Raw genomic sequence first — 25,123 nt, forward strand, 5'->3', positions numbered from 1 at the left:
TGGACCGCGGGCGCCGTTCTCCGGGTCATGCGTGGCGCGCCCCTCCACTCGTCGTCACCAGGGCCGTCTTCGTGTGGAGCATACGACCGTTCAGCCCAAGCGTCGAGCACGGACAGCACTCGCTGTAATCGACGCAACCCCGGACACCACAGCTGTCGCCCGACCATCGCAGCTGTTCATCACGCTGCGCGTCAACTCGCCCGACCGGGGAACACCGCCCGCTCCGCGCGCTCGCCGCGCGTTGCGCTGCACGGGGACGATCTCCGGCGCACCCCCGCCCCGCGCGCTCCGCGGACGGCCAATCCTCCGAAACGCCGCTCCGATTAGACCAATGTGGTCAAAAGTTAGCACGCGCACTGCCCAATGCCCGCTTCTTTGCCCACACTTTTGAGGCAGATTCACGATCGTTCACTGACTTCGAGGACCGCATGCACACCATTCGCCGCCCGCGTTCCACCGTGTCCACTCTCGGCACCGTCCTCAGCGCGCTCGCCCTGACCCTCTCCCCCGCCGCCTCGGCCTCGCCCCAGGGGAACTCCTCCTCCGGGGCGGACCCCGCCGCCGGCGCACCGCGGCAACCGGAACCGGACGGGCGCGGCCACGCCCTCGGTTCGCAGATCCGCCGGCACGAGGGCGGTCCCCCGTCCGGAGGCAGCACCCCGCGCCTGGCGCGGACCACAGTGGAGGGAATGGACGTCAGCGGGCACCAGGAATCCGTGTCCTGGCAGTCCTGGTGGGACAAGGGGAAGCGGTTCGCCTACGTCAAGGCCACCGAAGGAACCGGATTCCGCAGCGACTACTTCGCCCAGCAGTACACCGGCGCGGCCGACGTCGGCATGATCCGCGGCGCCTACCACTTCGCCCTGCCGAACGTGTCCACCGGCGCCCGGCAGGCGGAGTTCTTCGTGGACAACGGGGGAGGCTGGTCCGCCGACGGGCGCACGCTGCCCGGCGTGATCGACCTGGAGTACAACCCCTACGGCGAGACCTGCTACGGCATGACACCGGAGCAGCTCGGCGCCTGGGTGGCCGACTTCAACCGCGTCTACCACGCGCGCACCGGCAGGCACCCGGTCATCTACACCAGCACCAGCTGGTGGAACCGCTGCGTGTCCGGCGACTTCTCGGACACCAACCCGCTGTGGGTGGCGCGCTACAACGACCAGCCGGGGGAACTGCCGGGGACGTGGTCGTACTGGACGTTCTGGCAGTACACCTCCAGCCCGCTGGACCAGAACAAGTTCAACGGGCCCCACGACCAACTGGTCCGGCTGGCCGACGGAGGGTGAACCCCACCCGCGCGGCACCGGGAGAACCCAGCACCGGGGACCCCGCCCGCGCAGACGCGTGCGGGATCCCCGGCCGGCGGGCGGTCGACCGGGACCCGCACGGGAAGTCCCCGGGATCAGCGACCGCCCACCGCAGCGGGAGCGGGAGGTCGCGGGCACCGGGAGGGGCGTCAGGGACGCGCTGTCCAGCACCTCCCTGGGAAGGACCAATGGAGCACGAACCCCTGGTGGGCGCGGTGCTCAGCCGAACAGCGCCGGCAGCGTGCCCTCCCACGCGGTGCGCAGCTCCTCCAGCGGGATCTCGGCCACGTCCTGGATGGCCAGGCTGGACGAGCCGGCATCGGCGACGCCGATCCGCTGCCACGGCATCCCGCGCGCGGTGCACATGTCGGTGAACCGGGGCTCCTCGCTGCGCGGCACGGACACCAGCACCCGACCGGCCGACTCGGAGAACAGCCACACGAACGGATCGGCGTCCTCCGGGAGCAGCACCCGAGCTCCGCACTCGCCGATGAGCGCCGTCTCCACCAGCGCCTGCGCCAGGCCGCCCTCGGACAGGTCGTGCGCGGCGGCGATCATGCCGTCGCGCGAGCCGGCCGCGAGCACCTCCGCCAGCTCCCGCTCCCGCGCCAGGTCCACCGCGGGCGGCGTGCCGCCGAGGTGGCCGTGCACCACGCGGGCCCACTCGGAACCGCCGAACTCCTCCGCGGTCTCGCCGAGCAGGATCAGCGTCTCGCCGCCCTCGCCACCGATGCCGGTGGGGATGCGCCGCGTGACGTCGTCGATCGTGCCGAGCACGCCGACCACCGGGGTCGGCAGGATCGGCGTCGACCCGGTCTGGTTGTAGAAGCTGACGTTGCCGCCCGTCACCGGGATGCCCAGCTCCTGGCAGCCGTCCGCCAGACCGCGCACGGCCTGCTGGAACTGCCACATCACCGCCGGGTCCTCCGCGGAGCCGAAGTTCAGGCAGTTCGTCACCGCCACCGGCGTGGCCCCCGTGACGGCCACGTTGCGGTGCGCCTCCGCCAGCGCCAGCCGGGCGCCCTCGTACGGGTCGAGCCGCGTGTAGCGGGCGTTGCAGTCGGTGGCCGCGGTGATGCCGCGGGCGGTCTCCTCGTCCACGCGCAGCATCCCGCCGTCCGCGGGCTGGGCCAGCACCGTGTTGCCGCGCACGTAGCGGTCGTACTGCGAGGTGACCCACTCCCGCGAGCACAGGTTCTCCGAAGCGGCCATCCGCAGGATCGTCTCCCGCAGCTCCTCGCCCGTGGACGGGCGCGGCAGCGTGTTCGGGTTGTCCGCGGTGATCAGGTCCTGCTCAGCCGGGCGGCTCAGCGGCCGCTCGTACACCGGGCCCTGGTGGGCCACCGTGCTCGGCAGCACGTCGACGACGCGCTCGCCCCCGGAGTGGATCTCGAGGTTCTCCCCGTCGGTGACCTCGCCGATGATCGTCGCCGGCACGTCCCACTTGCGGCAGACCTCGAGGAGCTCCTCCACCCGGGAGGGCTCCACGATCGCGCACATGCGCTCCTGCGACTCGCTGGAGAGGATCTCGGCGGCGTTCATGCCCGCGGCGCGCAGCGGAACCGCGTCGAGGTCGACGCGCATCCCGCCGTCCCCGGCCGAGGCGAGCTCGGAGGTCGCGCAGGCCAGGCCACCACCGCCGAGGTCCTGGATGCCCACGACGAGCCCCGAGTGGTACAGCTCGCGGCAGCACTCGATGAGCACCTTCTCGGTGAACGGGTCGCCGACCTGCACGCTCGGCAGCTTCTTGCGCCCCCCGGAGGTCTCGTCGCCCTCGAAGGACTCCGAGGCCAGCACCGACACGCCGCCGATGCCGTCCAGGCCGGTGCGCGCGCCGAACAGGACGACCTTGTTGCCCGCCCCCGTGGCCTGCGCCAGGTGCAGGTCCTCGGCCTGCATCACGCCGATGCACATGGCGTTGACCAGCGGGTTGCGCGCGTAGGACTCGTCGAAGACGACCTCGCCGCCGATGTTCGGCAGCCCGAGGCAGTTGCCGTAGCCGCCGACGCCTTCCACCACCCCGGGCAGCACCCGCTTGGTGTCCTCGGCCTCGGCCGGGCCGAACCGCAGCGGGTCGGCCACGGCCACGGGACGCGCGCCCATCGCCATGATGTCGCGGACGATGCCGCCGACACCGGTCGCCGCGCCCTGGTACGGCTCCACGTAGGACGGGTGGTTGTGGCTCTCCAGCTTGAACGTGACCGCCCAGCCGTCGCCGATGTCGAGCACGCCGGCGTTCTCGCCGATGCCCGCCAGCATGCGGCTGCGCATCTGCTCGGTCGTGGTCTCGCCGAAGTACTTCAGGTGCACCTTCGAGGACTTGTAGGAGCAGTGCTCGCTCCACATCACCGAGTACATGGCCAGTTCGGCCTCGGTGGGCCGGCGCCCCAGGATCTCCCGGATCCGCTGGTACTCGTCGTCCTGGAGCCCCAGCTCGCGGTACGGCTGGGACACATCCGGAGTGGACTCCGCGTGCCGCACGCTGTCCACGGTCGTCACGCTGTTGCTCACGCTGCCACCAGTGCGTCGAGAACGGACAGGAACAGACCGAGGCCGTCATCGGTCGGCCCGGTCAGCGGGTCGATCGCGTGCTCCGGGTGCGGCATCATCCCGGCGACGCGGCCCCGCGCGTCGCAGATGCCCGCGATGTCCCGGCGCGATCCGTTCGGGTTGTCCCCGACGTAGCGGAACAGCACCCGACCATCGCCCTCGAGCTCGTCGAGGGTGGCGTCGTCGGCCACGTAGTTGCCCTCGCCGTGCTTGATCGGCACGAGCAGCTCGGCCCCCGCCTCGAAGCGGGTCGTGAAGGTGCTGGTGTTGTTGTCCACGCGCAGCCACTGGTCCCGGCAGACGTAGTGCAACCCCTCGTTGCGGGTGAGCACGCCGGGCAGCAGCCCCGCCTCGCAGAGCACCTGGAAGCCGTTGCAGACGCCGAGCACCGGCATCCCCTTGCGCGCGGCCTCGGCGACCTCGCCCATCACCGGGGCGAACTTGGCGATCGCGCCGCAGCGCAGGTAGTCGCCGTAGGAGAAACCGCCGGGAACGACCACGGCGTCCACGCCGCGCAGATCGGCGTCGGCGTGCCACAGCGGCACCGGGTCGGCGCCCGCCCGGCGCACGGCGCGCCGGGCGTCCCCGTCGTCGAGGGTGCCGGGGAAGGTGATGACGCCGATGCTGCTCATGATTCCACCCGGCGCACGGCCCAGTCCTCGATCACCGGGTTGGCCAGCAGGGTCTCCGCGATCTTCTCGAGAGCGGCGTCGTCGACGGAATCGTCGACCTCCAACTCGAAACGCTTGCCCTGCCGGACTTCGGACACGCCCTCGTACCCCAGCCGCGGCAGCGCGTTGGCCACCGCCTGGCCCTGCGGGTCGAGGATCTCCTGCTTCGGCATGACGTCGACAACGACTCGGGCCACGGGCGCAGCTCCGGTATCTGTGCGATCCGCCGTCAGCGGATGGTCAGCATTACCCGCAAAGAGTAACCGAGCGGAGGGGTCGGCAGGACCCGCGGGGGCGCGAGTGCGGTCTGCATCACCCCTTTTGAACAGGTCTAACCGGTGCGCCCACCGCACGCGCCGTCCGCGCTCCGCCCGCGCTGTCACGCTCCGTGCTGACGCGGTTCGACCGAGCACCGCGCCCACCAGGGGTTCGTGCTCCATTGCTCCTTTCCGGGGAGGTGCTGGACGGGGAGGCGTTGGACGGGGGTGCTGGACAGCGCCCCTGAGGTCCCTCCCGGATGCCCGCGACCTCCCGCTCCGCCTGCGGCTGGGCGGGAGGGGCGGTACGCAGCGGAGTGGTGCGTGCCCGCGGCGAGTGCTGTCCCGCCGCGGGTGGCCGTGCGAAGCTGGCGCGGGAAGCACCGCCGGCCGCGGCGAAGGCGGACGAGGAGCCGCGCCCGGCGGCTCCACCCGCGGCGACGGTCGCCCCGCGGCCGCCGCCCGCACCCGATTCCCGAGCGCAGAGGAGGCGCAGTGCGCATCACCCACTTCGGTCACTCGTGCGTCCTGGTGGAGACCGACGCCGCGCGCGTCCTGGTCGACCCGGGCACGTTCTCCCGCGGGTTCGAGCGGCTGGACGAGCTCGACGCGGTGCTGATCACGCACCAGCACCCCGACCACGTGGACCGCGACCGCCTGCCCGCGCTGCTCGAGGCCAACCGCGGCGCCCGCTTCGTCACCGACGTGCAGACGGCCGAACAGCTCGCCGCCGAAGGAGCCCTGCCCGAAGGCGGTCCGGAACCGGAGCCCACCAGCCCCGGCGCCTCCCTCGACATCGCGGGCGCGGCGGTGCGCGTCGTGGGCGGTGACCACGCGGTGATCCACCCGGACATCCCGCGGATCGCCAACATCGGCTACCTCTTCGACGACGGCGCCTTCTACCACCCGGGCGACGCGTTCCACGTGCCCGACCAGCCCGTCGACGTGCTCGGCCTGCCCACCGGCGCCCCGTGGCTGAAGCTGTCCGAAGCGGTCGACTTCCTCCGCGCGGTGCACCCGCGCACCGCCGTGCCCATCCACGAGGCCGTGCTGTCCGTGCCGCGGATGCACTACTCCATGTTCGAGCGCCTCGCCCCCGAGGACACCCGCGTCGCACCGCTGGAGAGCGGGATGCCCAGCGAGGTCTGATCACGCCGGCGCGGTCTGGCTCACGCCGGCTCGAGCCAGTCGGCGAAGCTCCGCCCGGTGATCCGCTCGTAGGCCTCGACGTAGCGCTGCCGCGTCGCCGCCACCACGTCCTCCGGCAGCGGCGGCGGGGCCGCGCCCGAGTGGCGGTCCCACCCGGAGGCCGGCGAGGTCAGCCAGTCGCGCACGTACTGCTTGTCGAACGACGGCTGCGTGCGGCCCGGTTCGTAGTCCGCGGCGGGCCAGTACCGCGAGGAGTCCGGGGTGCACACCTCGTCGCCGAGCACGAGCCGGCCCGCCGCGTCCAGGCCGAACTCCAGCTTCGTGTCGGCCAGCAGCACGCCCCGGCTGGCCGCGTGCTCCGCAGCCCGCCGGTACACGTCCAGCGTGGTGGCGCGCAACCGCTCGGCCACGTCCTCGCCGAGGAGGGCCGCGACCTGCTCCATGCCCATGTGCTCGTCGTGCCCGCCCAGCTCGGCCTTCGTCGTGGGCGTGAAGATCGGCTCCGGCAGCTCCTCCGACTCCCGCAGCCCGTCCGGCAGGACGATCCCGCACACCTGCCCGCTGCTGCGGTACTCGGCCATGCCGGAACCGGTGATGTAGCCGCGCGCGATGCACTCCACCGGCAGCATGTCCAACCGCCGCACCAGCAGCGCCCGCCCGCGCACCTCGTCCGGGATCCGTTCGTCGTCGGCCGCGGCGAAGTGCGTCGGCACCAGGTCCGCGAGCAGGTTGAACCAGAACACGCTCATCGCCGTGAGCACGCGCCCCTTGTCCGGGATCGGCGTGTCCAGCACGTGGTCGTAGGCGGAAATCCGGTCGGAGGCCACCAGCAGCAGGTGGTCGTCGTCCACGGCGTGCAGCTGGCGGACCTTGCCGGCCGCGATCTGGGGGTAATCGGCGAGTGCAACCACACCGCGGATTTTCCCCCACCCCCGAGCGGGCGAGTGCGGTGGGCGGCGCCGCTGCCGTGGCAGTGTGGGAAGACCCCGGCGGGGAGCACCCGGGCGGCACACGAGAGCAGGCGGCGCACGAGAGCAGGGAGGCACGCGTGACGGAGTCCCTCAGCACCTGGATGGCCGAGCGCAGCGAACCCGACTGGAGCGCGGTGACCCACCACCCGTTCACCGAGGCCCTCTTCGCCGGGGAGGTCCCGCCCGCGGCGATGCGGAGCTACCTCGTGCAGGACTACCAGTTCGTCGACGACTTCGTCGCCCTGCTCGGCGCGGCGCTGGCCAGGGCCGACGGCTACTCCTCGCGGCTGGTGATCGCCCGCGCCATCGCCACCGTGACCAGCACGGAGAACACCTACTTCGAACGGGCCTTCGACGCGCTCGACGTCCCCGCCGGCGACCGCACCCGCCCGGAGCTCGACGCGGCGACCACCGCGTTCCGCGAGCTCATGGCCGACACGAACGAGCGCGGCGGCTACGCCGAGGTGCTGACCGTGCTCACCGTGGCCGAGTGGAGCTACCTGGAGTGGGCCCGGCGCGCCCCGGAGGAGCTGCCGGAGGACTTCGTCTCCGCCGAGTGGATCGCGCTGCACAACAACCCGGAGTTCCGCCAGTGGGTCGAGTGGCTGCGCGCCGAGCTCGACCGGGTCGCAGCGGAGCTGGACGAACGGGACCGGGCCCACTGCCTGCGGTTGTTCCAGCGGGCGACCCGGTGCGAGAAGGACTTCTTCGACGCCCACTGGGAATGAACCGTGGTGCGACCCCCGGATGAGCTGGTGGTCCGGCCGCGGGTTCTCAGCGCTTTCCGAGCGAGGACGATCCCCGAAGGTGCTGCCCCGCCCTCTGCGGCCGCGCAACCCACCGACCAGCAGCTCCGTTCACAGGATCTCGGCGGGGTTGTAGGCGGCCGCCTCGGGGTACCGCGCGGTGACCTGCTCGATCTCGCCGACGACGGTGCGCACCTGCTCCACCGCCGCCCCGGTGAACTCGAGCGGGTTCGACAGCAGCTCGTCGAGCTGCTCCTTGCCCAGCGGGAGCCGCTCGTCGGCGGCGAGCCGGTCGAGCAGGTCGTTGCGCTCGATGCCCTGCTCCCGCATGTCCAGCGCCACCTGGACCGCGTTCTCCTTGATCGCCTCGTGCGCGGTCTCGCGGCCCACGCCGGCCCGCACGGCGGCCATGAGCACCTTCGTCGTCGCCAGGAACGGCAGGTAGCGGTCGAGCTCGCGGTTGACCACGGCCGGGAACACGCCGAACTCGTCGAGCACCGTCAGGAACGTCTCCAGCAGCCCGTCGAGCGCGAAGAACGCGTCCGGCAGGGCGACGCGGCGGACCACCGAGCAGGACACGTCGCCCTCGTTCCACTGGTCGCCGGCCAGCTCGCCGGACATGGACAGGTACCCGCGCAGCACCACGGCCAGGCCGTTGACGCGTTCGCAGGAGCGCGTGTTCATCTTGTGCGGCATGGCGCTGGAGCCGACCTGACCGGGCTGGAAGCCCTCGGTGACCAGCTCGTTGCCCGCCATCAGCCGGATCGTGGTGGCCACGTTCGACGGGGCGGCGGCCAGCTGCACCAGCGCGCTGAGCACCTCGAAGTCCAGCGAGCGCGGGTAGACCTGGCCGACGCTGGTCAGCGTGCGCCCGAACCCGAGGTGCCCGGCCACGCGCCGTTCCAGCTCGGTGAGGCTGCCGGTGTCGCCGCCCAGCAGGTCCAGCTCGTCCTGGCCCGTGCCGACCGGCCCCTTGATGCCCCGCAGCGGGTAGTGCGCGAGCAGGTCCTCCAACCGCCGGAACGACACCAGCAGCTCGTCGGCCGCGGTGGCGAAGCGCTTGCCCAGGGTGGTGGCCTGCGCGGCGACGTTGTGCGAGCGGCCGGCCATGACGAGCTCGCCGTGCTCGGCGGCCAGGCGGCCGAGGCGGGCGAGCACGGCCACCACCCGGTCGCGGATGATCTCGAGGCCGCGGCGCACCTGCAGCTGCTCGACGTTCTCGGTGAGATCCCGCGAGGTCATGCCCTTGTGGATCTGCTCGTGCCCGGCGAGCGCGTTGAACTCCTCGATGCGGGCCTTGACGTCGTGGCGCGTGCGCCGCTCGCGCTCGGCGATCGACTCCTCGTCGACGTCGTCGATCACCCGCTCGTAGTCGGCCAGGGCGTTCTCCGGCACGTCCACGCCGAGGTCGGCCTGGGCGCGGAGCACGGCGAGCCACAGCTTGCGCTCCAGCACGATCTTGGTGCGCGGGGACCACAGCTCCGCCTGCTCCGGCGAGGCGTACCGGTGGGCGAGGACGTTCGGGATGTTCGGCTTGACCGTCACGTTCCGGCAGGATACTGCCCCCGCCGCCGTGCGCGGGCGCGCCCCGGCAGGCGCGGGTGCCGGGGCGCGCCCGCGCACGGTACCCGCCCCCGGCGGGACCGCGGCCCGGTCGGGCGCACCCGACGGATCCGGTGGGGCGCACCCGACGGGCCTCGCCGCGGGGCTCGCGCACGCCGCGGGCGCCCCGCGGCGCCTCTCCCCGAGGCGGCAGCGACCCCGGCGCGGCAGCGCTCCCGCGGGACCCAGCGCGGCAGCGCTCCCGCTCGGACCCGAGCACCCCGCCGGGCGCGGAGGCCACCGCGAGCGGCCCCGGCCCAGCGCACGTGCACCCGGCACGTGCACCTGCTGCGTGCATCCGCACATCCGGCGCCGAAGATCGCTGGAAGGGATCAATTCCCCCGCCGTTTTCATCCCGAGCATGGACGAACGGGATCACGGGAAATAGTGTTTTCGCAGGTCCGGGCAACGACGTCGCCGCGTCGAGCGGCGCTGCTGGAAACCGAGGGGCGGATGATCACCGACGTGTTCGCCGAGCAGGAGGACGTCTTCTGGATCGTCGGGGCGGGGGCGGACCGCCGCCACGCCGTGACGACGCGCCCGGGAGCCGTGTACGCGGGTCAGACGGTCACCGCGATGTGCGGAACGGCGGTGAAGATCCCCCAGCCGACGCCGAGCGGGCGCGTGCCGCGCAGCGCGCACGTCACCGAGTGGTGCACCGACTGCACCGAGCGGGCCGACGGCGCGGCGCACCGCCACGTCACCTGGGACTTCTGAAGCTGCGGCTGTGCCCCCGCGTGGCTGCTCGATGTTCGCTGTCCGGGGCGGGCGGTCGGGGCAGCTGGGAGTGCAAGGAGGTCCCGCCGAGCGGCCACCTCGGCACACCGCTGTGAAAGCAGTCCCTACCCGAGGCGGGCGCGCAGCACGCGGGCCGCGGCCGCCCGCGGGTCGGGATCGCTGTCGATGAACGCGTTGACGACCGTGCCGTCGACGAGGGCGATGAGCTCCGAGCGCTCCGCGGCGGGCACGGCGCAGCCGCTGCGCGCGAGGACCTCGCCGAGCAGCTCGTGCGTTTCGGCGTTGAGCCTGCGCATCAGCGGTGCGAGGTGCGGGCGCCGCGGTGTTCCGACGAACCGCTCGTAGCGCAGCAGCACGGGCTGCGCACCGCCCTCGCGCGAGCGGGCCCCGAGCAGCAGGTCGAGGACCAGCTCGACCACCTCGTCGGTGCCGAGCCGCCCGCGGGCGAGTTCGTCGAGCCGCGCGCGCCCGGCGTCGAGCTCCCCCCGCATCTCGTGCTCCACGGCCGCCGCGACGAGGTCGTCCAGCGAGGAGAAGTAGTAGGTGGTGGAGGCCAGCGGCAGTCCGGAGCGCTCCGCGACCGCGCGGTGCCGCACGGCCTCGAACCCGCCCTCGGCGAGCAGTTCCGCGGCCGCGGCGACGAGCTGCTGCCGCCGCCGCTGGCCCTTCGACGTGTTCGGCATCGGTACTCCTCAGTGCGCTCCCGTCAGGTTCAGCCCGATCACCCCGGCGACGATCAGCACGATCGACACGGTCTTCAGCACGGAGAAGCCGTCACCCAGGAACAGCATGCCGACCAGCGCCGTGAGCGCGGCACCGATCCCCGTCCACACCGCGTAGGCCGGTCCGGCGGGGAGGTACCGCATGGCGTAGGCGAGCCCGGCGAAGCTGATCGCGGCGAGCACGAGGAACGAGGCGGTGGGCAGCAGGCGGCTGAACCCGTGGGACAGCTTCAGCGACACCGCCCAGCCGGCTTCGAAGACCCCGGAGACCATCAACACGATCCACGCGAGCATTCCGTCCTCCCTCGGTCGTTCCCGCGCAGCGCACCGGCGGTGCACCGCGTCCACACCGTGGACGCTAGCGCATTCTGGTACGGACGTACCATTCTTGGTGGCGCGTTCCACCACCGACGACGTGAGGGAGGACCTCCGCGAGGTCGAAACGGGCTCTCAGTACTCCCCGGCCAGCTCCCCGGCGATCCCGGGCACCCGCGCCGCGTACGGCGCGGGCCCACCGCTGTCCGCGGTGCTCGTCACGACCACGACGCGCCCCTCGCCGGCCTGCCGCACGGACTGGAACCCCCCGCCGGGAAGACGGGAGTCCCCGGGTTCCGACTGCTCCCCCGGCAGCGCGTCCGCTGCGGCCACGACGACCGCGACCGTGCCCGCCTGCTCGCCCCGGTGCACCGGCAGAGCCGCCGTCACCGCCCCGTCCGGGCAGGACTGCCGGGGCACCGGACGCGCCTCGCCCGCCTGCGGCAGCCGCGCCCGCACAGCGGCGGCCAGACCCGCGTCCGGAGCACCGCACTCCGCGCCACCGGTCCGCGGTTCGGCCAGCACCCCCGGTTCGGACGGCTCCTGCGGCGGAGGCGGAGCGTCCCGCTCGGCCGGTGGTCGGGAGTCCTCGGCGATCGTCGGCCCGGACGGCTGCGGGGCGAACCAGGCCGCGCCGGCACCGCCGAGCACCGCCACCGCCACCGCCACCGCGGCCCCGCCGGCGGCGACGCGGCGACGCGCGGTGATGCGGCGGGAACCGCGCAGCACGTCGTCCCGGTCGAACGACGCCTCCGGGGCGGGCGGCACCGCGCTCCGGAACAGCTCCTCGAGTCTGCGCTCATCCACTGGGACGCACTCCTCACACCGACCGCAGGTCCGGTAGTTGATCCCCGAGCACGTCGCGGAGCGTGCGCAACCCGCGGGCGCACTGGCTCTTCACCGTGCCCTCGCTGCACCCGAGCGCCGCCGCGACCTCGGCGACGTCCAGGCCCTCCAGGAAGCGCAGCACCAGCACGGCCCGCTGACGCGGCGGCACCTCCTGCAACCCGCGCAGCAGCAGCTGCCGGTCCGCCACCGACTCGGCCACGTTCGACGCGCCGCTCTCCCGGTCCGGCAGCGACTCCGCGGAGCGCTCCCGCCGCCACGGGCGGCGCTTCTCGTCGATGAGCGCGCGGGTGAGCGTGCGCCGCACGTACGCGTCCAGCGCGCCCCTGTCCCGGACCTTGCGCCAGTGCCGGTGCAACGCGATGAACGCCGTCTGGGCGAGATCGTCCGCGCGGTGCCAGTCACCGCACATCATGTACGCCATCCGACGCACCGCCTCCAGCCGAGCCGCGAAGTACTCCGCGAACTCCTGCTCATCGCGCTGGTTCACGCGGGCCTCTCCGCTCGTGAGTACCTGCCGTCCACCGGACGGAACGTGCGGGCTCCACGGTTGCACGGACGCCGCGAGCCGATCCAACCCGACTCGCGGCGGCCGCGGCGACATCCGCGTGAACCCGGGGGGAAACTCCGCCCCTCCCGTTGCCCCGCCCCACCCGTGATGTGATGTGATCACTTCGTGACCAAGCCGATACCGATCGACCTGCGCTCCGACGCGGTCACGCGCCCCGACGAACGGTTGTCCGCGGCGATGGCGCGCGCCGAAGTCGGCGACGACGTGCTTGATCACGACCCGACGATGCGCGTGCTCGAAGAACGCGTCGCGCAGCTGCTCGGCACCGCCGCGGCGCTGTGGGTGCCCAGCGGCACCATGGGCAACCTGATCGCGCTGTCGCTGCAGCTCAGCCGCGGCGACCGGTTCCTCGCGCCGCGCGCGGCGCACGTGCTCAGCCACGAGCGCGGCACCGCCGCCTGGCTCGCCGGCGGCATGCCCGAACCCCTCGACTGGGACGCGGGACCCGGCCGCCCGAGCGCGCAGGCGGTGCGCTCCCACCTCACCGCAACCGCGGACGACACGCTGCGCACCCGGCTGCTGTGCCTGGAGGACACGCACGCCGGGGCGGGCGGTGCTCTCGTGCCCCCGCACGAGCACGCGCGCCTCACCGCCACCGCGCGGAACAGCGGTCTGCGGGTGCACCTGGACGGGTCGCGCCTGTGGCACGCCGCCGTGGCGCTCGGCCTGCCGCCGGCCGCGCTCGCCGTCGGGGTGGACACGGTGCAGGTGGGGCTGAACAAGGGGCTCGGCGCCCCGGCCGGAGCGGTCCTCGCGGGCAGCGCGGAGTTCACCGCCGAGGCCCGCAGGATGCGCACGATGCTCGGCGGCGGCCTGCGGCAGAGCGGGGTGCTCGCCGCGGCCGGGCTGGTCGCGCTCGAGCGCCGCGGCGATCTGGCCACCGACCACGACAACGCCGACCGCCTCGCCGCCGGCCTGCGCGAACTCGGGTGGGAGGTGACCCCGCCGCAGACGAACATCGTGCTCGCCGCCGTGCCCGATCCGCCGCGCACGCTGCAGCGCCTCACCCGGGCCGGGGTGCTCGCGGCGCCGGCGGGGCGCGACCTCTGCTTCATCACCCACCGCGACGTCAGCACCGCCGACATCGACGAGGCGCTGCTGCGCATCAAGCGCGAGCAGGGTTGAGCACCCGGGGAGGAGACGCACGTGCCGCCGAGCTGGATCGTGTTCGACTACGGGAAGGTGCTCAGCACCCCCACCCGCGCGTTGCCCGCGCTGGCGGAGCACCTCGGGGTGACCGAGGAGGCGCTGAAAGCCCCCTACATGGCCGAGCGACCAGTCTGGGACCGCACCGACGACGCCCTGGCGTACTGGCAGGCGGTGGGCGAGCGGCTGGGCGTACCGGTCGACGCGGACCTGTCCGAACGACTCACCCGCATCGACGTCGACGGCTGGTCGCACACCGACCCCGCCGCGCTGCACCTGGTCGACGAGCTGCACGCGGCGGGGCGGCGGCTGGCGGTGCTGTCCAACGCGCCCTCGCGGATGGGACGCCTGCTGGCCGCGCGCCCCTGGGCCGCGCGGTTCGAGCACCTGCTGTTCTCCGGCGACCTCGCCCTGGCCAAACCGGACCCGCGGATCTATCGCGAGCTGCTCGCGCACCTGGGCACCGCGCCGGAGCGGTGCCTGTTCCTCGACGACCGGCAGGACAACGTCGACGCCGCGCGGGAGCTCGGCATCCAGGCAGAGGTGTGGCGCGACGCGGCCACCGGCCGCGCCGCGCTGCGCGAGCGCGGCCTGCTGCGCTGAGCGGGTCGGTGGATGTCCGCCCGCTCGCACCGGTGGCCGAGCGGCGAAGCTGCCGGCTCACGCAAAGGGCCTTGTCAACTTGCTGTCGGCCCTCGCTCCCAGGGTGGCTGCGAGCTCTCCCGCCTGCGGCACGTCAGCTCCCGACTGCACCCGGCATCCCCGCATCGCAACAGCCCCTACCGCGGGTTCTCCGGCGCCGCCTCGCGAGGACAGCCCCGACGATGCTGCTCCCGTCCGGGGAGGGTGGTCGGGGGCAGCTGGGAGGTCGGGGGCAGCTGGGAGGTCGGGGGCAGATGGGAGTAGGTCGCTACTCGATGTCGGGGATCCCGGAGCGAGGTGCCGCCGGAGGTTCCTCCCAGCTACCCCATCCACCCGCCCTCAACAGCCGATCCGCGGACTCCCTAAGACCTGATCTTCTTCTTGTCGTCCTTGGCCCAGCCGACCGCGGCGGTGACGACGAACGCGATCCCGCCGATCACGGCCAACCAGAACAGGCCCTTGAGCAGCACCCCGGCGACCGACACGACCAGCCAGAGCAGCAGCAGGCCTCCGATGACCTTCCACAGCACGGGTTCCCTCCGATCCCTCGGCGTCACCCCCAGCCTGCCAGAGGTCGCGCCCGGAAGATCCCGCTCCGCGGGGAAAATCCGGGAGAAATCCGGGTCCCCCGGAACTCGGGGCGCCGGCCCGCGGACTCCCCGGGAAGTCAGGAGCGGCCGGGCACGGCCACCTCGCCCTGCGCGGCGCGCAGGGCGATGTCGGTGCGGTAGTGCGCCCCGGGCAGGTGCACGGCGTCCACGCGCCGGTAGGCGTCGTCGCGCGCCGCGGCCAGGTCGGTGCCCGTGCCCACGACCGACAGCACGCGCCCCCCGGCGGAGAGCACCGAACCGTCCTCACCCCGCCGCGTGCCGGAGTGCAGCACGCCCGGGGCTGTGCTGCCGTGGATGACGTCGTCGAGCCGGGGCCGTCCCGGGTAGCCCTCGGCGGCGAGCACCACGGTCACCGCGAAGCCCTCGTGCCACTCCAGCGGCGGGTGCTCGGCCAGCGTCCCCGAGGCCGCCGCGTGCATCAGCGAAGCCAGCGGCGTGCGCAGCAGCGACAGCACCGACTGCGTCTCCGGGTCGCCGAACCGGCAGTTGAACTCGACCACCTTCGGGCCCTCGGAGGTCAGCGCCAGCCCCGTGTACAGCAGCCCGGAGAACGGGGTGCCGCGCCGCGCCAGCTCGTCCACCGTCGGCTGCACGATCCGGGAGACCACCGTGCCCGCCAGGTCCTCCGCGGCCCACGGCAGCGGCGAGTACGCACCCATGCCGCCCGTGTTCGGCCCCGCGTCCCCGTCACCGGCGCGCTTGAAGTCCTGCGCGAACCGCAGCGGCACCACGGTGGAGCCGTCGACGAAGCAGAACAGCGAGGCCTCCGGACCGTCCAGGAAGCTCTCGAGCACCACCGGGTGGCCGTCGTCGAGCAGCGTCATCGCGTGCGCGCGCGCCGCGTCGAAGTCGGGCGTGACCAGCACGCCCTTGCCGCCGGCGAGCCCGTCGTCCTTGACCACCCACGTGGGGCCGAACCGGGCGAGCGCGGCGTCCAGGTGCGCCGGGTTGTCCACCAGCTCCGACCGCGCGGTGGGCACGTCGGCGGCCTGCATGAGCTCCTTCGCGAAGGCCTTCGACCCCTCGATCCGCGCCGCGTCCTTCGACGGCCCGAAGCACGGGATGCCGGCCGCGCGCACCGCGTCCGCCGCACCGACGACCAGCGGCGCCTCCGGGCCGATCACGACGAGATCGGCCCCCCAGTCGGCGGCGAGCGCAGCGACCCCGCGCGGGTCCTGCACGTCGACGTCGTGGTTCTCGGCGAGCGTGGCGGTTCCGACGTTGCCGGGGGCGCAGGCGAGCGCGGTCACCGCGGGGTCGCGCGACAGGGCCGCGGCGATCGCGTGTTCCCGGCCACCGGCACCGAGCACAAGAATTCGCACGAATCGCAGCGTAAGCGGTCCCCGTGCGCGGGAACCGAGCACCCCCGGCGATGCGGGGAGAACCCCACCTCGCGCGGGCGCGGGCGAGCCGGAGGCCCGGCCGGCGGCACGGGTCGTCCGGTGATCCCCGCTTGTCCGGCGACCACCGCGGCCCGGGGCTAACCTGTCGGGCCGACGGAGGTGAGCCGGTGGCCCAACTGCTGTTCGTCCTCGTCGGCGCGCTGCTCGTCACGGCGTTCGCGCGGAGCAGGGACATCGCCGCGCCGCTGCTGCTGGTGCTCGTGGGACTCGCGGTGTCCTACCTCCCCGGTGGCGGGGACTTCCACGTGGACCCCGAGCTGCTGCTCACCGTCGTCCTGCCGCCGCTGCTGTACAGCGCCGCGCTGGAGAGCTCCTACCTCGACTTCCGCAGCCGCATCGCACCGATCGTGCACCACGGCCTGCTGCAGGTCGTGGCCACGGCGTTCGTCCTCGGCTACGCCGCCTACCTGCTCGTCCCCGAGCTGCCGCTGAGCTCGGCGGTGGTGCTCGGCGCGGTGCTCGCCCCGCCGGACGCGGTCACCGCCGCGGCCATCGGACGGCGGCTCAAGCTGCCCCGCCCGGTCCTCACCGTGCTCGGCGGCGAGAGCCTCATCAACGACGCCGCGGCCCTGACGACCTACCGGATGGCCATCGCCGCGGTCGCCGGCAACACTCCCACGCTGGTGCAGGGGCTGGGCGCGTTCGCGCTCGCCGCCGGCGTCGGCGTCGGCGTGGGCCTGCTGCTCGGTGCGCTGACCCACCTCGCCCGCACCCGCGTGCCCGACGTGCACGTGGCCACCCTGCTCGGGGTGCTCGTGCCGTTCGTGGCCTACCTGCTGGCCGAGGAGCTCGGCGGTTCCGGCGTGCTCGCCGTCGTCTCCGCCGGGCTGTACGTGGGGCACTACCGCCCGCGGGCGCGCGCCGCCGGGCGGCTGCAGGAGAGCGCGGTGTGGTCCTCGATCAACCTGCTGCTGGAGAGCTTCGTGTTCGCCTACATCGGGTTGCAGCTCGACTCGGTCGTCACCGAGGTGCTCACCTCCGGGCGCGACCCGGGCCGCGTGCTCGCCGTCGCGTTCGCGCTGCTCGCCGCCACCGTCGCCGTCCGCGTCGCGTGGATGTTCACGTCCAGCTACCTGCCCGGGCTGTCCCGGCTCACCCGCGCTCCCGGCAGCTCCGGGACGTGGCGGCGCACGGTCGTGCTGTCCTGGACCGGCATGCGCGGCGTGGTCACGCTCGCCGCCGCGGGGGCGATCCCGTACGAGACCGCGGCCGGCGAACCGTTCCCCGACCGGGAGCTGATCCAGCTGATCGCGTTCGTCGTCACCGTCGGCACGATCCTCGCGCAGGGCACGACGCTGCCGTGGCTGATCCGGCGGCTGCGGGTCAGCGACCCGGACGAGGAGCAGCGCGACGACGAGGCGGAGATCCGGGCCCGGCGCCACGCCGCCGACGCCGCGCTGCACCGCCTCGAGACGTACACGCCGGAGCACCTCGGGGTCTCGCCGGAGGAGCACCGCGGGATCGTCGACCGGGTCAAGGCGCTCGTCGAGTACCGGGACCTGGCCGCGAGCGAGCAGATCGGCCGCACCGCGCAGGAACGGGACGCATCGCACCAGCGCACGATGGCCACGCTGCGCCGCGCGCTCATCGAGGTGGAGCGCTCCGCGCTCGCCGACGAGCGCGACGCCGGGCAGCTCGACGACGAGGTGCTGCGCCGCGTGCTGCACGAGCTGGACATGGAGGAAGCCGCCCTCGACGCCTCGTGGCGCACGAGATGACCGGCTCGCTGGGGCGGAGCCGGGACGATCAGCCGAGCTCGTGCCGGACGATGGTCTCCGCGCGGCCGGCGCCGACGCCGATCGCGGACACGCGGCAGCGGGACAGCTCCTCGATGCGCCGCACGTAGGCCTGCGCGTTCGCCGGCAGGTCCTCGAACGTGCGCGCGGCGCTGATGTCCTCGTGCCAGCCCGGCATCTCCTCGTACACCGGCACCGCGTGGTGCACGCCGGTCTGGGTCATCGGCATCTCCTCGACCCGCTCGCCGTCGATGTCGTAGGCCACGCACATCGGGATCGTGTCCAGGCCGGTGAGCACGTCGAGCTTGGTGAGGAAGTAGTCGGTGATCCCGTTCATCCGGGTCGCGTAGCGGGCCAGCACCGCGTCGAACCAGCCGGTCCGCCGCGAGCGCCCGGTGGTGACGCCGAACTCGCCGCCCTGCCGCCGCAGGGTCTCGCCCGACTCGTCGGACAGCTCCGTCGGGAACGGCCCGGCGCCGACGCGCGTGGTGTAGGCCTTGAGGATGCCGATCACGGAGTCGATGCGGGTGGGGCCGATGCCCGCGCCCGCGCACGCGCCGCCGGCCGTCGGGTTCGACGAGGTCACGAACGGGTAGGTGCCGTGGTCGACGTCCAGCAGGGTGCCCTGCGAGCCCTCCAGCAGCACCGTCTCGTCCCGCTCGAGGGCCTGGTTGACCAGGAGTTTCGTGTCGGCGATGCGGCCCGCGAACTTCTCGGCCTGGCCGAGCACGGTGTCGACGACCTCCTCCGGGTCGAGCGCGCGCCGGTTGTAGACCTTGACCAGCACCTGGTTCTTGAACTCGAGCGCGGCCTCGACCTTCTGGCGCAGGATCTTCTCGTCGAGCAGGTCCTGCACGCGCACCCCGACGCGGGCGACCTTGTCCTGGTAGCAGGGGCCGATGCCGCGGCCGGTGGTACCGATCTGCTTCTTGCCGAGGTAGCGCTCGGTGACCCGGTCGATCGCCACGTGGTACGGCATGATCAGGTGCGCGTCGGCGGAGACCAGCAGGTTCGAGGTGTCCACCCCGCGCTGCTCCAGCCCGGACAGCTCCTCCAGCAGCACCCCCGGGTCGACCACGACACCGTTGCCGATCACGTTGGTCACTCCGGGCGTGAGGATCCCGGAGGGGATGAGGTGCAGGGCGAAGTCCTGCCCGTCCGGCAGCACGACGGTGTGCCCCGCGTTGTTGCCGCCCTGGTAGCGGACGACCCAGCGGGCCTTCTCACCGAGCAGGTCCGTCGCCTTACCCTTGCCTTCGTCGCCCCACTGGGCTCCGATCAGCACGATCGCCGGCATGTGACACTCCAACCTGGATTCCGGTGGCCGCCAACGTGACCGCGCGCCCGCGTCCACCACGGGTGATGCCGACCGGTCAGGGTAAACCAGGAGCGAATCGTGACCACCACCGCACTGTCCTGCGGAAACTTCAACTCCACTATGCGCCCGAGCAGTGACGCCGTGCAGTGGCACGACCTGCCCGCCACCCCGGGGCGCGCGGAGGTCGACCCGCTGCTCGCGCGGGCGGGCGATCGCATCGTCGTCCGCGGCACCGATGCGGACCTCGCCGCGGTGGTGGTGCGGGTGCTGCGCAAGGGCCTGCTCCGGGAGCTCGCGGTCGGCTACGTGCCCGTGGCCGACTCGCCCGCCGCGCGGCTGTGGGGCCTGCGCGTCGAGGACCTCGACCGGGCGCTGCGCGCACCCGGCGCGCCCACCCCGCTGCTGAAGGACGACACCGGAGGCGTGCTCGTCGGCGAGGGCGTCGTCGCACCGATCACCGGGCAGGTCTACTGCGACGACGCGCGGGTGCTGCACGGCACCGCGCTGCGGTTGGTCGTCACCCCGGATCCGGAGGCCGCGGCGCTGCCCGAACCGACCGAGGACCCGATCGGCGAGAACATCGCCCCCATCATGGACGGGGTGCGGGTGTTCGCGGCGCGGCGCGGTCTGCTGCGCCGCCGCACCTCCTCCGCGCGCGGACGCGCCGTGCAGCTGGCGTTCGAGGAGACCACCGTCCGGCACGACGGTGTGGACCACCCGCGTCCGATCAGCAAGTGGGTGTGGCACCGGCACACCGAGGACCTGCTGCTGGCGCGGTGAGCGACCCGCCCGCGGCGGAGGCCCGGCAAGACCGGCCGACCGGACGACCCCTCCCGAACGCCGCCGCGGAGGCCCCGCGCGACCGCCGGCCGGGCCGCACCGTCACCGCACCACCCCTCCCGAACGCCGCGGCGAAGACGCGCGGCCGAGGGGCGGTGCGCGATCTCGGATCCAGCCGCGGTGCGCGACCTCCCCTCCGACCGCCCCGGGTTGTCGGTCCCGGTGGCCCCGTCCGGAGGCGCACCTCCCCGGCCGTTCGCGAAACCACGTGGCAGGAGGACCCGCTCCCCAGTGATCAACTTCGACCGGCACGGCTCCAGTGGATGCCGCGCGCTGCGTTTCGCGCATTTCGCGAGAAATGCGCGAACAACCTGATCGGGCGAGGCGGGGAATCCGGGACCGCTCCTGTCCCCGCCCCTCCGGGCGAGGACACCGCGACGAGGTCGGCACTCCGGCGCAGCGGTGGCCGCCACTGGCGTTTTCACGTCATGTCACCGCCCGATCACACTTCGGCATTGCCCTGATCAACCGGATCGGTCATGGTCGATGCGCCCACCGACCGATCCGACGGAGGCAGCCATGAGGAAGCGCGCCGTGGCCGCAGCGACAGCCCTCCCCATCGCCGCAGCACTGGGCCTGAGCACGACGCAGCCGGCCGTGTCCGAACCCCCCGGCATTCCCGCACCGGACGAGGCCCGGGGCATGCTCTCCGAGCTGCGGGTCGCCCCGGAAGGCCCCATGGACGGCTACGACCGGGACAAGTTCCCGCACTGGAGCTCCGGTCCGGACAACTGCGACACCCGCGAGCAGGTGCTGCGCCGGGACGGAGACGGCGTGGAGACCGGGGACGACTGCTATCCCACGTCCGGCACGTGGACGAGCCCGTACGACGGCCGGACCTGGAGCGAGCCCTCCGACGTCGACATCGACCACGTGGTGCCGCTGGCCGCGGCCTGGCGCTCGGGTGCTGCCGAGTGGACCAACGAGCGGCGCTCCGAGTTCGCCAACGACCTGGACAGCCCGCAGTTGGTGGCGGTGACCGACTCGGTCAACCAGGAGAAGGGCGACGACACGCCGGACGAGTGGATGCCGCCGGAGAACGGCTACCACTGCACCTACGCCTCGATGTGGATCGCCTCGAAGCACAAGTGGCAGCTCACCGTCACCGACGGCGAGAAGAGCGCGCTGGAGGACGCCCTCACCACCTGCTGAGGACCGCCACCTGCTGGGTCCTCCTCATCGAGTCCCCCCACTCGCCGAGGGCCCCCCACTCGCCGAGGGCCATCCACACGCCGAGGGCCCTCCACTCGCCGAAGGCCCTCCACCCGGCGAGGGCCGACATCATTCCCCCGGAGGCGTGCTGATCATTTGTCGCCCACCCGAGTGGGGACAGCTTCCAATTTTCATGAAAATTGCGTTCTCTGGAACGAGTCCAGATAGTCAGCGGGGCTCGACGTCCTCGGGGTCCACGTCCTCCGGGTCCGTGCCCTGGGGTTCCGCGGTGTCTTCGTCCGGGTGCAGCGGAGGCAGCGCGGCCAGGGCCTCGGCCCGGCCGAGGCCGGTGGCCTGGAGCAGATCCACCACGATCGAGCGGACCTGGAGAACGACCACCTGCATCGAGTAGTCGCCCTCCCCCAAGAGCTCCACAGTGGACTTCCGAGCCACCGAGCGGGCCGCTTCCCGCGCCTGCAGCGGATCGCTCCCGCTGGCCAGCTCGTCGCGCAGCAGCGCGACCGCCCCCGCGAGCTCCTCCAGCATGGCGGGCAGCGGACGCGGCACCGGTTCCTCGTCGCGCAGCGCCGCCAGCGCCCGCCGCGCCAGCACGCGCGTGTTCCGCAGCGCCCGGTCGATCGGTGTCGCTGCCACGTCGTAGCGCTCCAGCTCGCCGCGGCGGCGCCAGCGGATCGGCGCGTACCGGGCGATCTCACCGCCCGCCTGCAACGCCGAGCGCATCGCGTCGACGTCCTGCTGGCTCCTGCGCGCCTGGGCCAGCACGTCGGAAGCCATCGCCACGTCCTGCCGCGCGACCGCCCCCCCGACCCCGCGCAGCGCGTCCGCCAGCGCACCGAGCACGACACGCCCGTTGCGGTGCGCCACGTTCAGCGGGTTCGCCGGCAGCAGCAACGCGACGACGAGGCCGACGACACCGCCCACCGCGGCATCGACCATCCGGGTCCACCCGCCGGCGGTCGCCGGCGGGAGCAGCGTGGCCACGAGCACCGAGGACGAGGCCGCCTGCAGCACGATCACGCTGCCGCTGTCCAGCAGGACGGCCGCGCTCATCGCCAGCATCACCACGAGCGCGATCTGCCACGGTCCCGTGCCGATCAGCGAGATGAGCAGGTCCCCGACGCCGACGCCGATGCTCACCCCGACGACGAGCTCCACGGAGCGGCGCATGCGCTGGCCGAGGGAGACGCCGAGGGAGATCACCGCCGCGATGGGCGCGAAGAACGGTTGCGGGTGGCCGACGAGCTGCTTCGCGATGAACCACGCCAGACCGGCGGCGATGCCGGCCTGCACGATGGGCAGGCCGGTGCGCAGCAGGCGGCGCACGCGCCGGCCGAAATCCTCGCGGAGCCGGTCGTGGCCGGCCTGGAAGTTTCCGGTCACGGACCCCATTCTCGATGACGTGGTCAGCTCCACGGCGGGACCACCGGCCCACAGTGATCCCCGCCGCTCCCGCGGTGGCGGAGGGCACCGGACGCCGCGCTGCTCCCCGGACCGCCGTGGCGGCCCCCGCGGAGGGAGCGGCAGCGCCGTCCCCCGCGAGTTCGGCCACCGCACGAGGACTGCGCGCTGCTCCACCGCAGCAGCGCCGGACGCCCGGCGGATGCCGCGGTCACCCGCCGTGGCGGCCCGCGGGGGAAGCAGCGCGGCACCGCGGGCCGACGTCCTCAGACGCCCGTCGCGCTCACCGCTTCGGGGTCGCTGTCGGAGAGCAGCTGGTGGCACCGCTCGAACTCGTCGTCCTCACCGATCGCCCGGGCCGCGCGGGCCAGCGCCGCGATCGCGCGCAGCACGCCCTGGTTCGGCTCGTGCCGCCACGGCACCGGGCCGAAACCCTTCCAGCCGGCCTTGCGCAGCGAGTCGAGCCCGCGGTGGTAACCGGTCCGCGCGTACGCGTACGCCTGGATGTGCTCGCCGTTCGCCAACGCCGCCTCGGCCAGGGCGGCCCAGGCCGCGCTGAAGGTCGGGTGGTGCGCCGCGACGATCGCCGGGTCCGTGCCGGCGTCCAGCTCGGCGCGCGCGTCCGTGTTCTCCTCCAGCAGGGTCTCCGGCGGTTCCAGCAAGTTCCTGCCCTGTGTCATGCGCCCATCCTGCCAGCCGGTCCCCCCGGGGCGTGGCCCGCGGGGCCGCGTCCCGGGGGAGCCTCGCGCACCGGTGTCAGCCGGTGATCCTCCGCCCCGTGGACTTGAGCATCCCGCACGCGTCGGCCACGCGGGAGGCCATGGACCGCTCGGCGGCCTTGAGGTAGCTGCGCGGGTCGTACTTCTTCTTGTCGCCGACCTCGCCGTCCACCTTGAGCACGCCCTCGTAGTTGGTGAACATGTGGTCCGCGATCGGCCGGGTGAAGGCGTACTGGGTGTCGGTGTCCACGTTCATCTTCACCACGCCGTAGGACAGCGCCGCGTGGATCTCCTCCAGCTCGGAACCGGAGCCGCCGTGGAAGACGAGGTCGAAGGGCTTGTCGTCGCCGGACCGGCCGAGCTTGCGGGCGGCCACTTCCTGCCCCTCCTTGAGGATCTCCGGGCGGAGCTTGACGTTGCCCGGCTTGTACACGCCGTGCACGTTGCCGAACGTCGCCGCCAGCAGGTAGCGGCCCTTCTCGCCCGCGCCGAGCGCGTCGACGGTGTGCTCGAAGTCGCCGGGCGCGGTGTAGAGCTTCTCGTTGATGTCGTGGCTGACGCCGTCCTCCTCGCCGCCGACGACGCCGACCTCGATCTCCAGGATGATCCTGGCCTTGGCGGACTCGGCGAGCAGTTCCTCGGCGATGCTCAGGTTCTCGTGCAGCTCGACCGCGGAGCCGTCCCACATGTGGGACTGGAACAGCGGGTTCTGTCCACGCTGGACCCGCTGCTGGCTGGTCCGCAGCAGCGGCCGGACGTAGTCGTCCAGCTTGTCCTTCGGGCAGTGGTCGGTGTGCAGCGCGATGTTCACCGGGTACTCGTCGGCCACGACGTGCGCGTACTCCGCCAGCGCGGTGGCACCGGTGACCATGTCCTTGACCTTGCTGCCGGACGCGAACTCGGCACCGCCGGTGGAGAACTGGATGATGCCGTCGCTCTCCGCTTCGGCGAACCCGCGCAGCGCCGCGTTGAGCGTCTCCGAGGAGGTCACGTTGATGGCCGGGTAGGCGAACTCGCCCGACTTCGCCCGGTCCAGCATCTCCGCGTAGACCTCGGGGGTCGCGATGGGCATCGGTGGTCCTCCTCGCTGAGATGATCGAGTGGCGCGAGCCGCACCGCATCCTGCGCGGGCCGTTCACCCGGAGCGGTCGGAACTCGGCACAGCACTTTCGGCTGACGCACCCCGCCGCGGACCCGGCGCACCGGCCCGGCCGAGGCACGGTTAACACTGCCCCAACCGGGGGTGGGGTGGAAAGCCGGTGATGCGATTCAGAGCCGCGCAAGTCCTGTGGACATGTTCACACGCCCCGCTGGCGGGGCCGGAGCTCGCGCTCCGAGCGCGTCACCGCGCCCAGGAGCCCGTGACGACGTTCCACTCCCGGATCGTCGTGCTCGCGAGAACCCCCGCCGCGGCGTAGGGGTCGGCCTCGAGGACGGCGCGCAGTTCCGCCGCGTCCGCGACCTCGTAGATGAGCATCGCCCCGGTTTCGTCGGCGAACGGCCCGCCGGCGAGCACCACGCCGCGCTCGGCCAGGTCCCGGCAGTACTCCCGGTGCTCGGGACGCACGCGCAGCCGCTCCTCGCGGTCCGCGCCGTACTCCAGCTCGACGACGTACGTGGCCATCTCCGCCTCCCGGTTCCGCCTGTGCCGTCGGGTGCACGCTACCCGGCGGAGTGATCCCCCCGCGA

General features: G+C 73.0%; 25 protein-coding genes. 9 read left to right on the forward strand and 16 right to left on the reverse strand.

The features are described from left to right. Nucleotides 1-428 precede the first annotated feature (428 nt). Complete coding sequence (locus ACYVJE_RS20605) at nucleotides 429-1,289, forward strand: lysozyme (RefSeq protein ID WP_461145752.1); 861 nt, start codon at nucleotides 429-431, stop codon at nucleotides 1,287-1,289. A gap of 240 nt (nucleotides 1,290-1,529) precedes the next feature. Here ACYVJE_RS20605 and purL read toward each other — a convergent pair whose 3' ends face one another. Genes purL through purS form a run of 3 tightly spaced genes read right to left on the reverse strand, consistent with a single transcriptional unit; the run spans nucleotide 1,530 to nucleotide 4,728 of the window. Next, entirely contained in the window at nucleotides 1,530-3,821 is a 2,292-nt protein-coding gene (purL, locus tag ACYVJE_RS20610) for a phosphoribosylformylglycinamidine synthase subunit PurL (protein ID WP_461145753.1), read from the reverse strand. Next, nucleotides 3,818-4,495 (reverse strand): phosphoribosylformylglycinamidine synthase subunit PurQ, encoded by a 678-nt coding sequence (gene purQ / locus ACYVJE_RS20615; RefSeq protein WP_459160105.1) that lies wholly within the window; start codon nucleotides 4,493-4,495, stop codon nucleotides 3,818-3,820. Before purQ ends, purL begins: the two co-directional genes overlap by 4 nt. Continuing rightward, nucleotides 4,489-4,728, reverse strand: a complete 240-nt coding sequence (gene purS, locus ACYVJE_RS20620; RefSeq protein WP_459157628.1) for a phosphoribosylformylglycinamidine synthase subunit PurS — start codon at nucleotides 4,726-4,728, stop codon at nucleotides 4,489-4,491. The genes purQ and purS overlap by 7 nt, the downstream gene beginning before the upstream one ends. 555 nt (nucleotides 4,729-5,283) lie before the next feature. Here purS and ACYVJE_RS20625 point away from each other — a divergent pair. Further along, nucleotides 5,284-5,937 carry an MBL fold metallo-hydrolase gene (locus ACYVJE_RS20625; RefSeq protein WP_461145754.1) on the forward strand — a complete coding sequence of 218 codons (654 nt, stop codon included), beginning with the start codon at nucleotides 5,284-5,286 and terminating at the stop codon, nucleotides 5,935-5,937. Nucleotides 5,938-5,957: 20 nt separating this feature from the next. On the opposite strand, the gene ACYVJE_RS20630 is transcribed toward ACYVJE_RS20625, so the two are convergent. Further along, nucleotides 5,958-6,848, reverse strand: a complete 891-nt coding sequence (locus tag ACYVJE_RS20630) for a phosphoribosylaminoimidazolesuccinocarboxamide synthase (RefSeq protein ID WP_461145755.1) — start codon at nucleotides 6,846-6,848, stop codon at nucleotides 5,958-5,960. Nucleotides 6,849-6,985: 137 nt separating this feature from the next. Here ACYVJE_RS20630 and ACYVJE_RS20635 point away from each other — a divergent pair, with 137 nt between their 5' ends. Beyond that, nucleotides 6,986-7,636, forward strand: coding sequence for a TenA family protein (locus ACYVJE_RS20635; protein WP_461145756.1), 651 nt, complete (start codon nucleotides 6,986-6,988; stop codon nucleotides 7,634-7,636). Between the two features lie 129 nt (nucleotides 7,637-7,765). On the opposite strand, the gene purB is transcribed toward ACYVJE_RS20635, so the two are convergent. Next, nucleotides 7,766-9,199: an adenylosuccinate lyase gene (purB, locus tag ACYVJE_RS20640; RefSeq protein WP_461145757.1), complete on the reverse strand. Its 1,434-nt coding sequence runs from the start codon at nucleotides 9,197-9,199 to the stop codon at nucleotides 7,766-7,768. Between the two features lie 510 nt (nucleotides 9,200-9,709). Here purB and ACYVJE_RS20645 point away from each other — a divergent pair. Continuing rightward, nucleotides 9,710-9,973: a hypothetical protein gene (locus ACYVJE_RS20645; protein WP_461145758.1), complete on the forward strand. Its 264-nt coding sequence runs from the start codon at nucleotides 9,710-9,712 to the stop codon at nucleotides 9,971-9,973. Nucleotides 9,974-10,098: 125 nt separating this feature from the next. Here ACYVJE_RS20645 and ACYVJE_RS20650 read toward each other — a convergent pair whose 3' ends face one another. The 4 genes from ACYVJE_RS20650 to ACYVJE_RS20665 form a co-directional block, all read right to left on the reverse strand. Further along, nucleotides 10,099-10,677, reverse strand: coding sequence for a TetR/AcrR family transcriptional regulator (locus ACYVJE_RS20650; RefSeq protein ID WP_461145759.1), 579 nt, complete (start codon nucleotides 10,675-10,677; stop codon nucleotides 10,099-10,101). 9 nt (nucleotides 10,678-10,686) lie between these two features. Continuing rightward, on the reverse strand, nucleotides 10,687-11,010 hold the full coding sequence (locus tag ACYVJE_RS20655) for a DMT family transporter (protein WP_461145760.1): 324 nt from the start codon (nucleotides 11,008-11,010) through the stop codon (nucleotides 10,687-10,689). Between the two features lie 156 nt (nucleotides 11,011-11,166). Then, nucleotides 11,167-11,838, reverse strand: coding sequence for a hypothetical protein (locus tag ACYVJE_RS20660; RefSeq protein WP_461145761.1), 672 nt, complete (start codon nucleotides 11,836-11,838; stop codon nucleotides 11,167-11,169). Nucleotides 11,839-11,851: 13 nt separating this feature from the next. After that, a complete protein-coding gene (locus ACYVJE_RS20665; RefSeq protein WP_459157637.1) occupies nucleotides 11,852-12,367 on the reverse strand; it encodes a SigE family RNA polymerase sigma factor in 516 nt (171 codons plus the stop codon). A 186-nt stretch (nucleotides 12,368-12,553) separates the two neighbouring features. Here ACYVJE_RS20665 and ACYVJE_RS20670 point away from each other — a divergent pair, with 186 nt between their 5' ends. Beyond that, nucleotides 12,554-13,573, forward strand: coding sequence for a threonine aldolase family protein (locus tag ACYVJE_RS20670; protein WP_459157638.1), 1,020 nt, complete (start codon nucleotides 12,554-12,556; stop codon nucleotides 13,571-13,573). Between the two features lie 21 nt (nucleotides 13,574-13,594). After that, nucleotides 13,595-14,197: an HAD family hydrolase gene (locus ACYVJE_RS20675; RefSeq protein WP_461145762.1), complete on the forward strand. Its 603-nt coding sequence runs from the start codon at nucleotides 13,595-13,597 to the stop codon at nucleotides 14,195-14,197. A 401-nt stretch (nucleotides 14,198-14,598) separates the two neighbouring features. On the opposite strand, the gene ACYVJE_RS20680 is transcribed toward ACYVJE_RS20675, so the two are convergent. After that, nucleotides 14,599-14,793: a hypothetical protein gene (locus ACYVJE_RS20680; RefSeq protein ID WP_461145799.1), complete on the reverse strand. Its 195-nt coding sequence runs from the start codon at nucleotides 14,791-14,793 to the stop codon at nucleotides 14,599-14,601. 110 nt (nucleotides 14,794-14,903) lie between these two features. After that, nucleotides 14,904-16,169, reverse strand: a complete 1,266-nt coding sequence (gene purD, locus ACYVJE_RS20685; RefSeq protein WP_459157641.1) for a phosphoribosylamine--glycine ligase — start codon at nucleotides 16,167-16,169, stop codon at nucleotides 14,904-14,906. A gap of 188 nt (nucleotides 16,170-16,357) precedes the next feature. Between purD and ACYVJE_RS20690 the strand changes: the two genes are divergently transcribed. After that, nucleotides 16,358-17,968 carry a Na+/H+ antiporter gene (locus ACYVJE_RS20690; RefSeq protein ID WP_461145763.1) on the forward strand — a complete coding sequence of 537 codons (1,611 nt, stop codon included), beginning with the start codon at nucleotides 16,358-16,360 and terminating at the stop codon, nucleotides 17,966-17,968. 28 nt (nucleotides 17,969-17,996) lie between these two features. Here ACYVJE_RS20690 and ACYVJE_RS20695 read toward each other — a convergent pair whose 3' ends face one another. Beyond that, nucleotides 17,997-19,283 (reverse strand): adenylosuccinate synthase, encoded by a 1,287-nt coding sequence (locus tag ACYVJE_RS20695; protein ID WP_459157643.1) that lies wholly within the window; start codon nucleotides 19,281-19,283, stop codon nucleotides 17,997-17,999. Nucleotides 19,284-19,382: 99 nt separating this feature from the next. Here ACYVJE_RS20695 and ACYVJE_RS20700 point away from each other — a divergent pair, with 99 nt between their 5' ends. Together ACYVJE_RS20700 and ACYVJE_RS20705 are read left to right on the forward strand one after the other, a co-directional pair. Continuing rightward, entirely contained in the window at nucleotides 19,383-20,084 is a 702-nt protein-coding gene (locus ACYVJE_RS20700) for a hypothetical protein (protein ID WP_461145764.1), read from the forward strand. Between the two features lie 579 nt (nucleotides 20,085-20,663). Next, complete coding sequence (locus tag ACYVJE_RS20705) at nucleotides 20,664-21,296, forward strand: HNH endonuclease family protein (RefSeq protein ID WP_459157645.1); 633 nt, start codon at nucleotides 20,664-20,666, stop codon at nucleotides 21,294-21,296. Nucleotides 21,297-21,524: 228 nt separating this feature from the next. Here ACYVJE_RS20705 and ACYVJE_RS20710 read toward each other — a convergent pair whose 3' ends face one another. From ACYVJE_RS20710 to ACYVJE_RS20725, 4 genes are all read right to left on the reverse strand, one after another. Next, nucleotides 21,525-22,697: an FUSC family protein gene (locus ACYVJE_RS20710; protein ID WP_459157646.1), complete on the reverse strand. Its 1,173-nt coding sequence runs from the start codon at nucleotides 22,695-22,697 to the stop codon at nucleotides 21,525-21,527. A gap of 284 nt (nucleotides 22,698-22,981) precedes the next feature. Beyond that, complete coding sequence (locus ACYVJE_RS20715; RefSeq protein ID WP_461145765.1) at nucleotides 22,982-23,395, reverse strand: DUF3151 domain-containing protein; 414 nt, start codon at nucleotides 23,393-23,395, stop codon at nucleotides 22,982-22,984. A 76-nt stretch (nucleotides 23,396-23,471) separates the two neighbouring features. Further along, nucleotides 23,472-24,506: a class II fructose-bisphosphate aldolase gene (gene fbaA / locus ACYVJE_RS20720; RefSeq protein WP_459157648.1), complete on the reverse strand. Its 1,035-nt coding sequence runs from the start codon at nucleotides 24,504-24,506 to the stop codon at nucleotides 23,472-23,474. A 270-nt stretch (nucleotides 24,507-24,776) separates the two neighbouring features. Then, nucleotides 24,777-25,058: a YciI family protein gene (locus ACYVJE_RS20725; protein WP_461145766.1), complete on the reverse strand. Its 282-nt coding sequence runs from the start codon at nucleotides 25,056-25,058 to the stop codon at nucleotides 24,777-24,779. Nucleotides 25,059-25,123 lie beyond the last annotated feature (65 nt).

The sequence above is a fragment of the Salinifilum aidingensis genome (assembly GCF_054782015.1).

Bases quoted from the DNA above. Each gene is read 5' to 3' on its own strand.
- ACYVJE_RS20605 (WP_461145752.1), top strand. From the start codon at position 429: ATGCACACCATTCGCCGCCCGCGTTCCACCGTGTCCACTCTCGGCACC.
- ACYVJE_RS20645 (WP_461145758.1), top strand. From the start codon at position 9,710: ATGATCACCGACGTGTTCGCCGAGCAGGAGGACGTCTTCTGGATCGTC.
- ACYVJE_RS20650 (WP_461145759.1), bottom strand. From the start codon at position 10,677: ATGCCGAACACGTCGAAGGGCCAGCGGCGGCGGCAGCAGCTCGTCGCC.
- ACYVJE_RS20655 (WP_461145760.1), bottom strand. From the start codon at position 11,010: ATGCTCGCGTGGATCGTGTTGATGGTCTCCGGGGTCTTCGAAGCCGGC.
- ACYVJE_RS20695 (WP_459157643.1), bottom strand. From the start codon at position 19,283: ATGCCGGCGATCGTGCTGATCGGAGCCCAGTGGGGCGACGAAGGCAAG.
- ACYVJE_RS20705 (WP_459157645.1), top strand. From the start codon at position 20,664: ATGAGGAAGCGCGCCGTGGCCGCAGCGACAGCCCTCCCCATCGCCGCA.
- ACYVJE_RS20715 (WP_461145765.1), bottom strand. From the start codon at position 23,395: ATGACACAGGGCAGGAACTTGCTGGAACCGCCGGAGACCCTGCTGGAG.
- fbaA (WP_459157648.1), bottom strand. From the start codon at position 24,506: ATGCCCATCGCGACCCCCGAGGTCTACGCGGAGATGCTGGACCGGGCG.
- ACYVJE_RS20725 (WP_461145766.1), bottom strand. From the start codon at position 25,058: ATGGCCACGTACGTCGTCGAGCTGGAGTACGGCGCGGACCGCGAGGAG.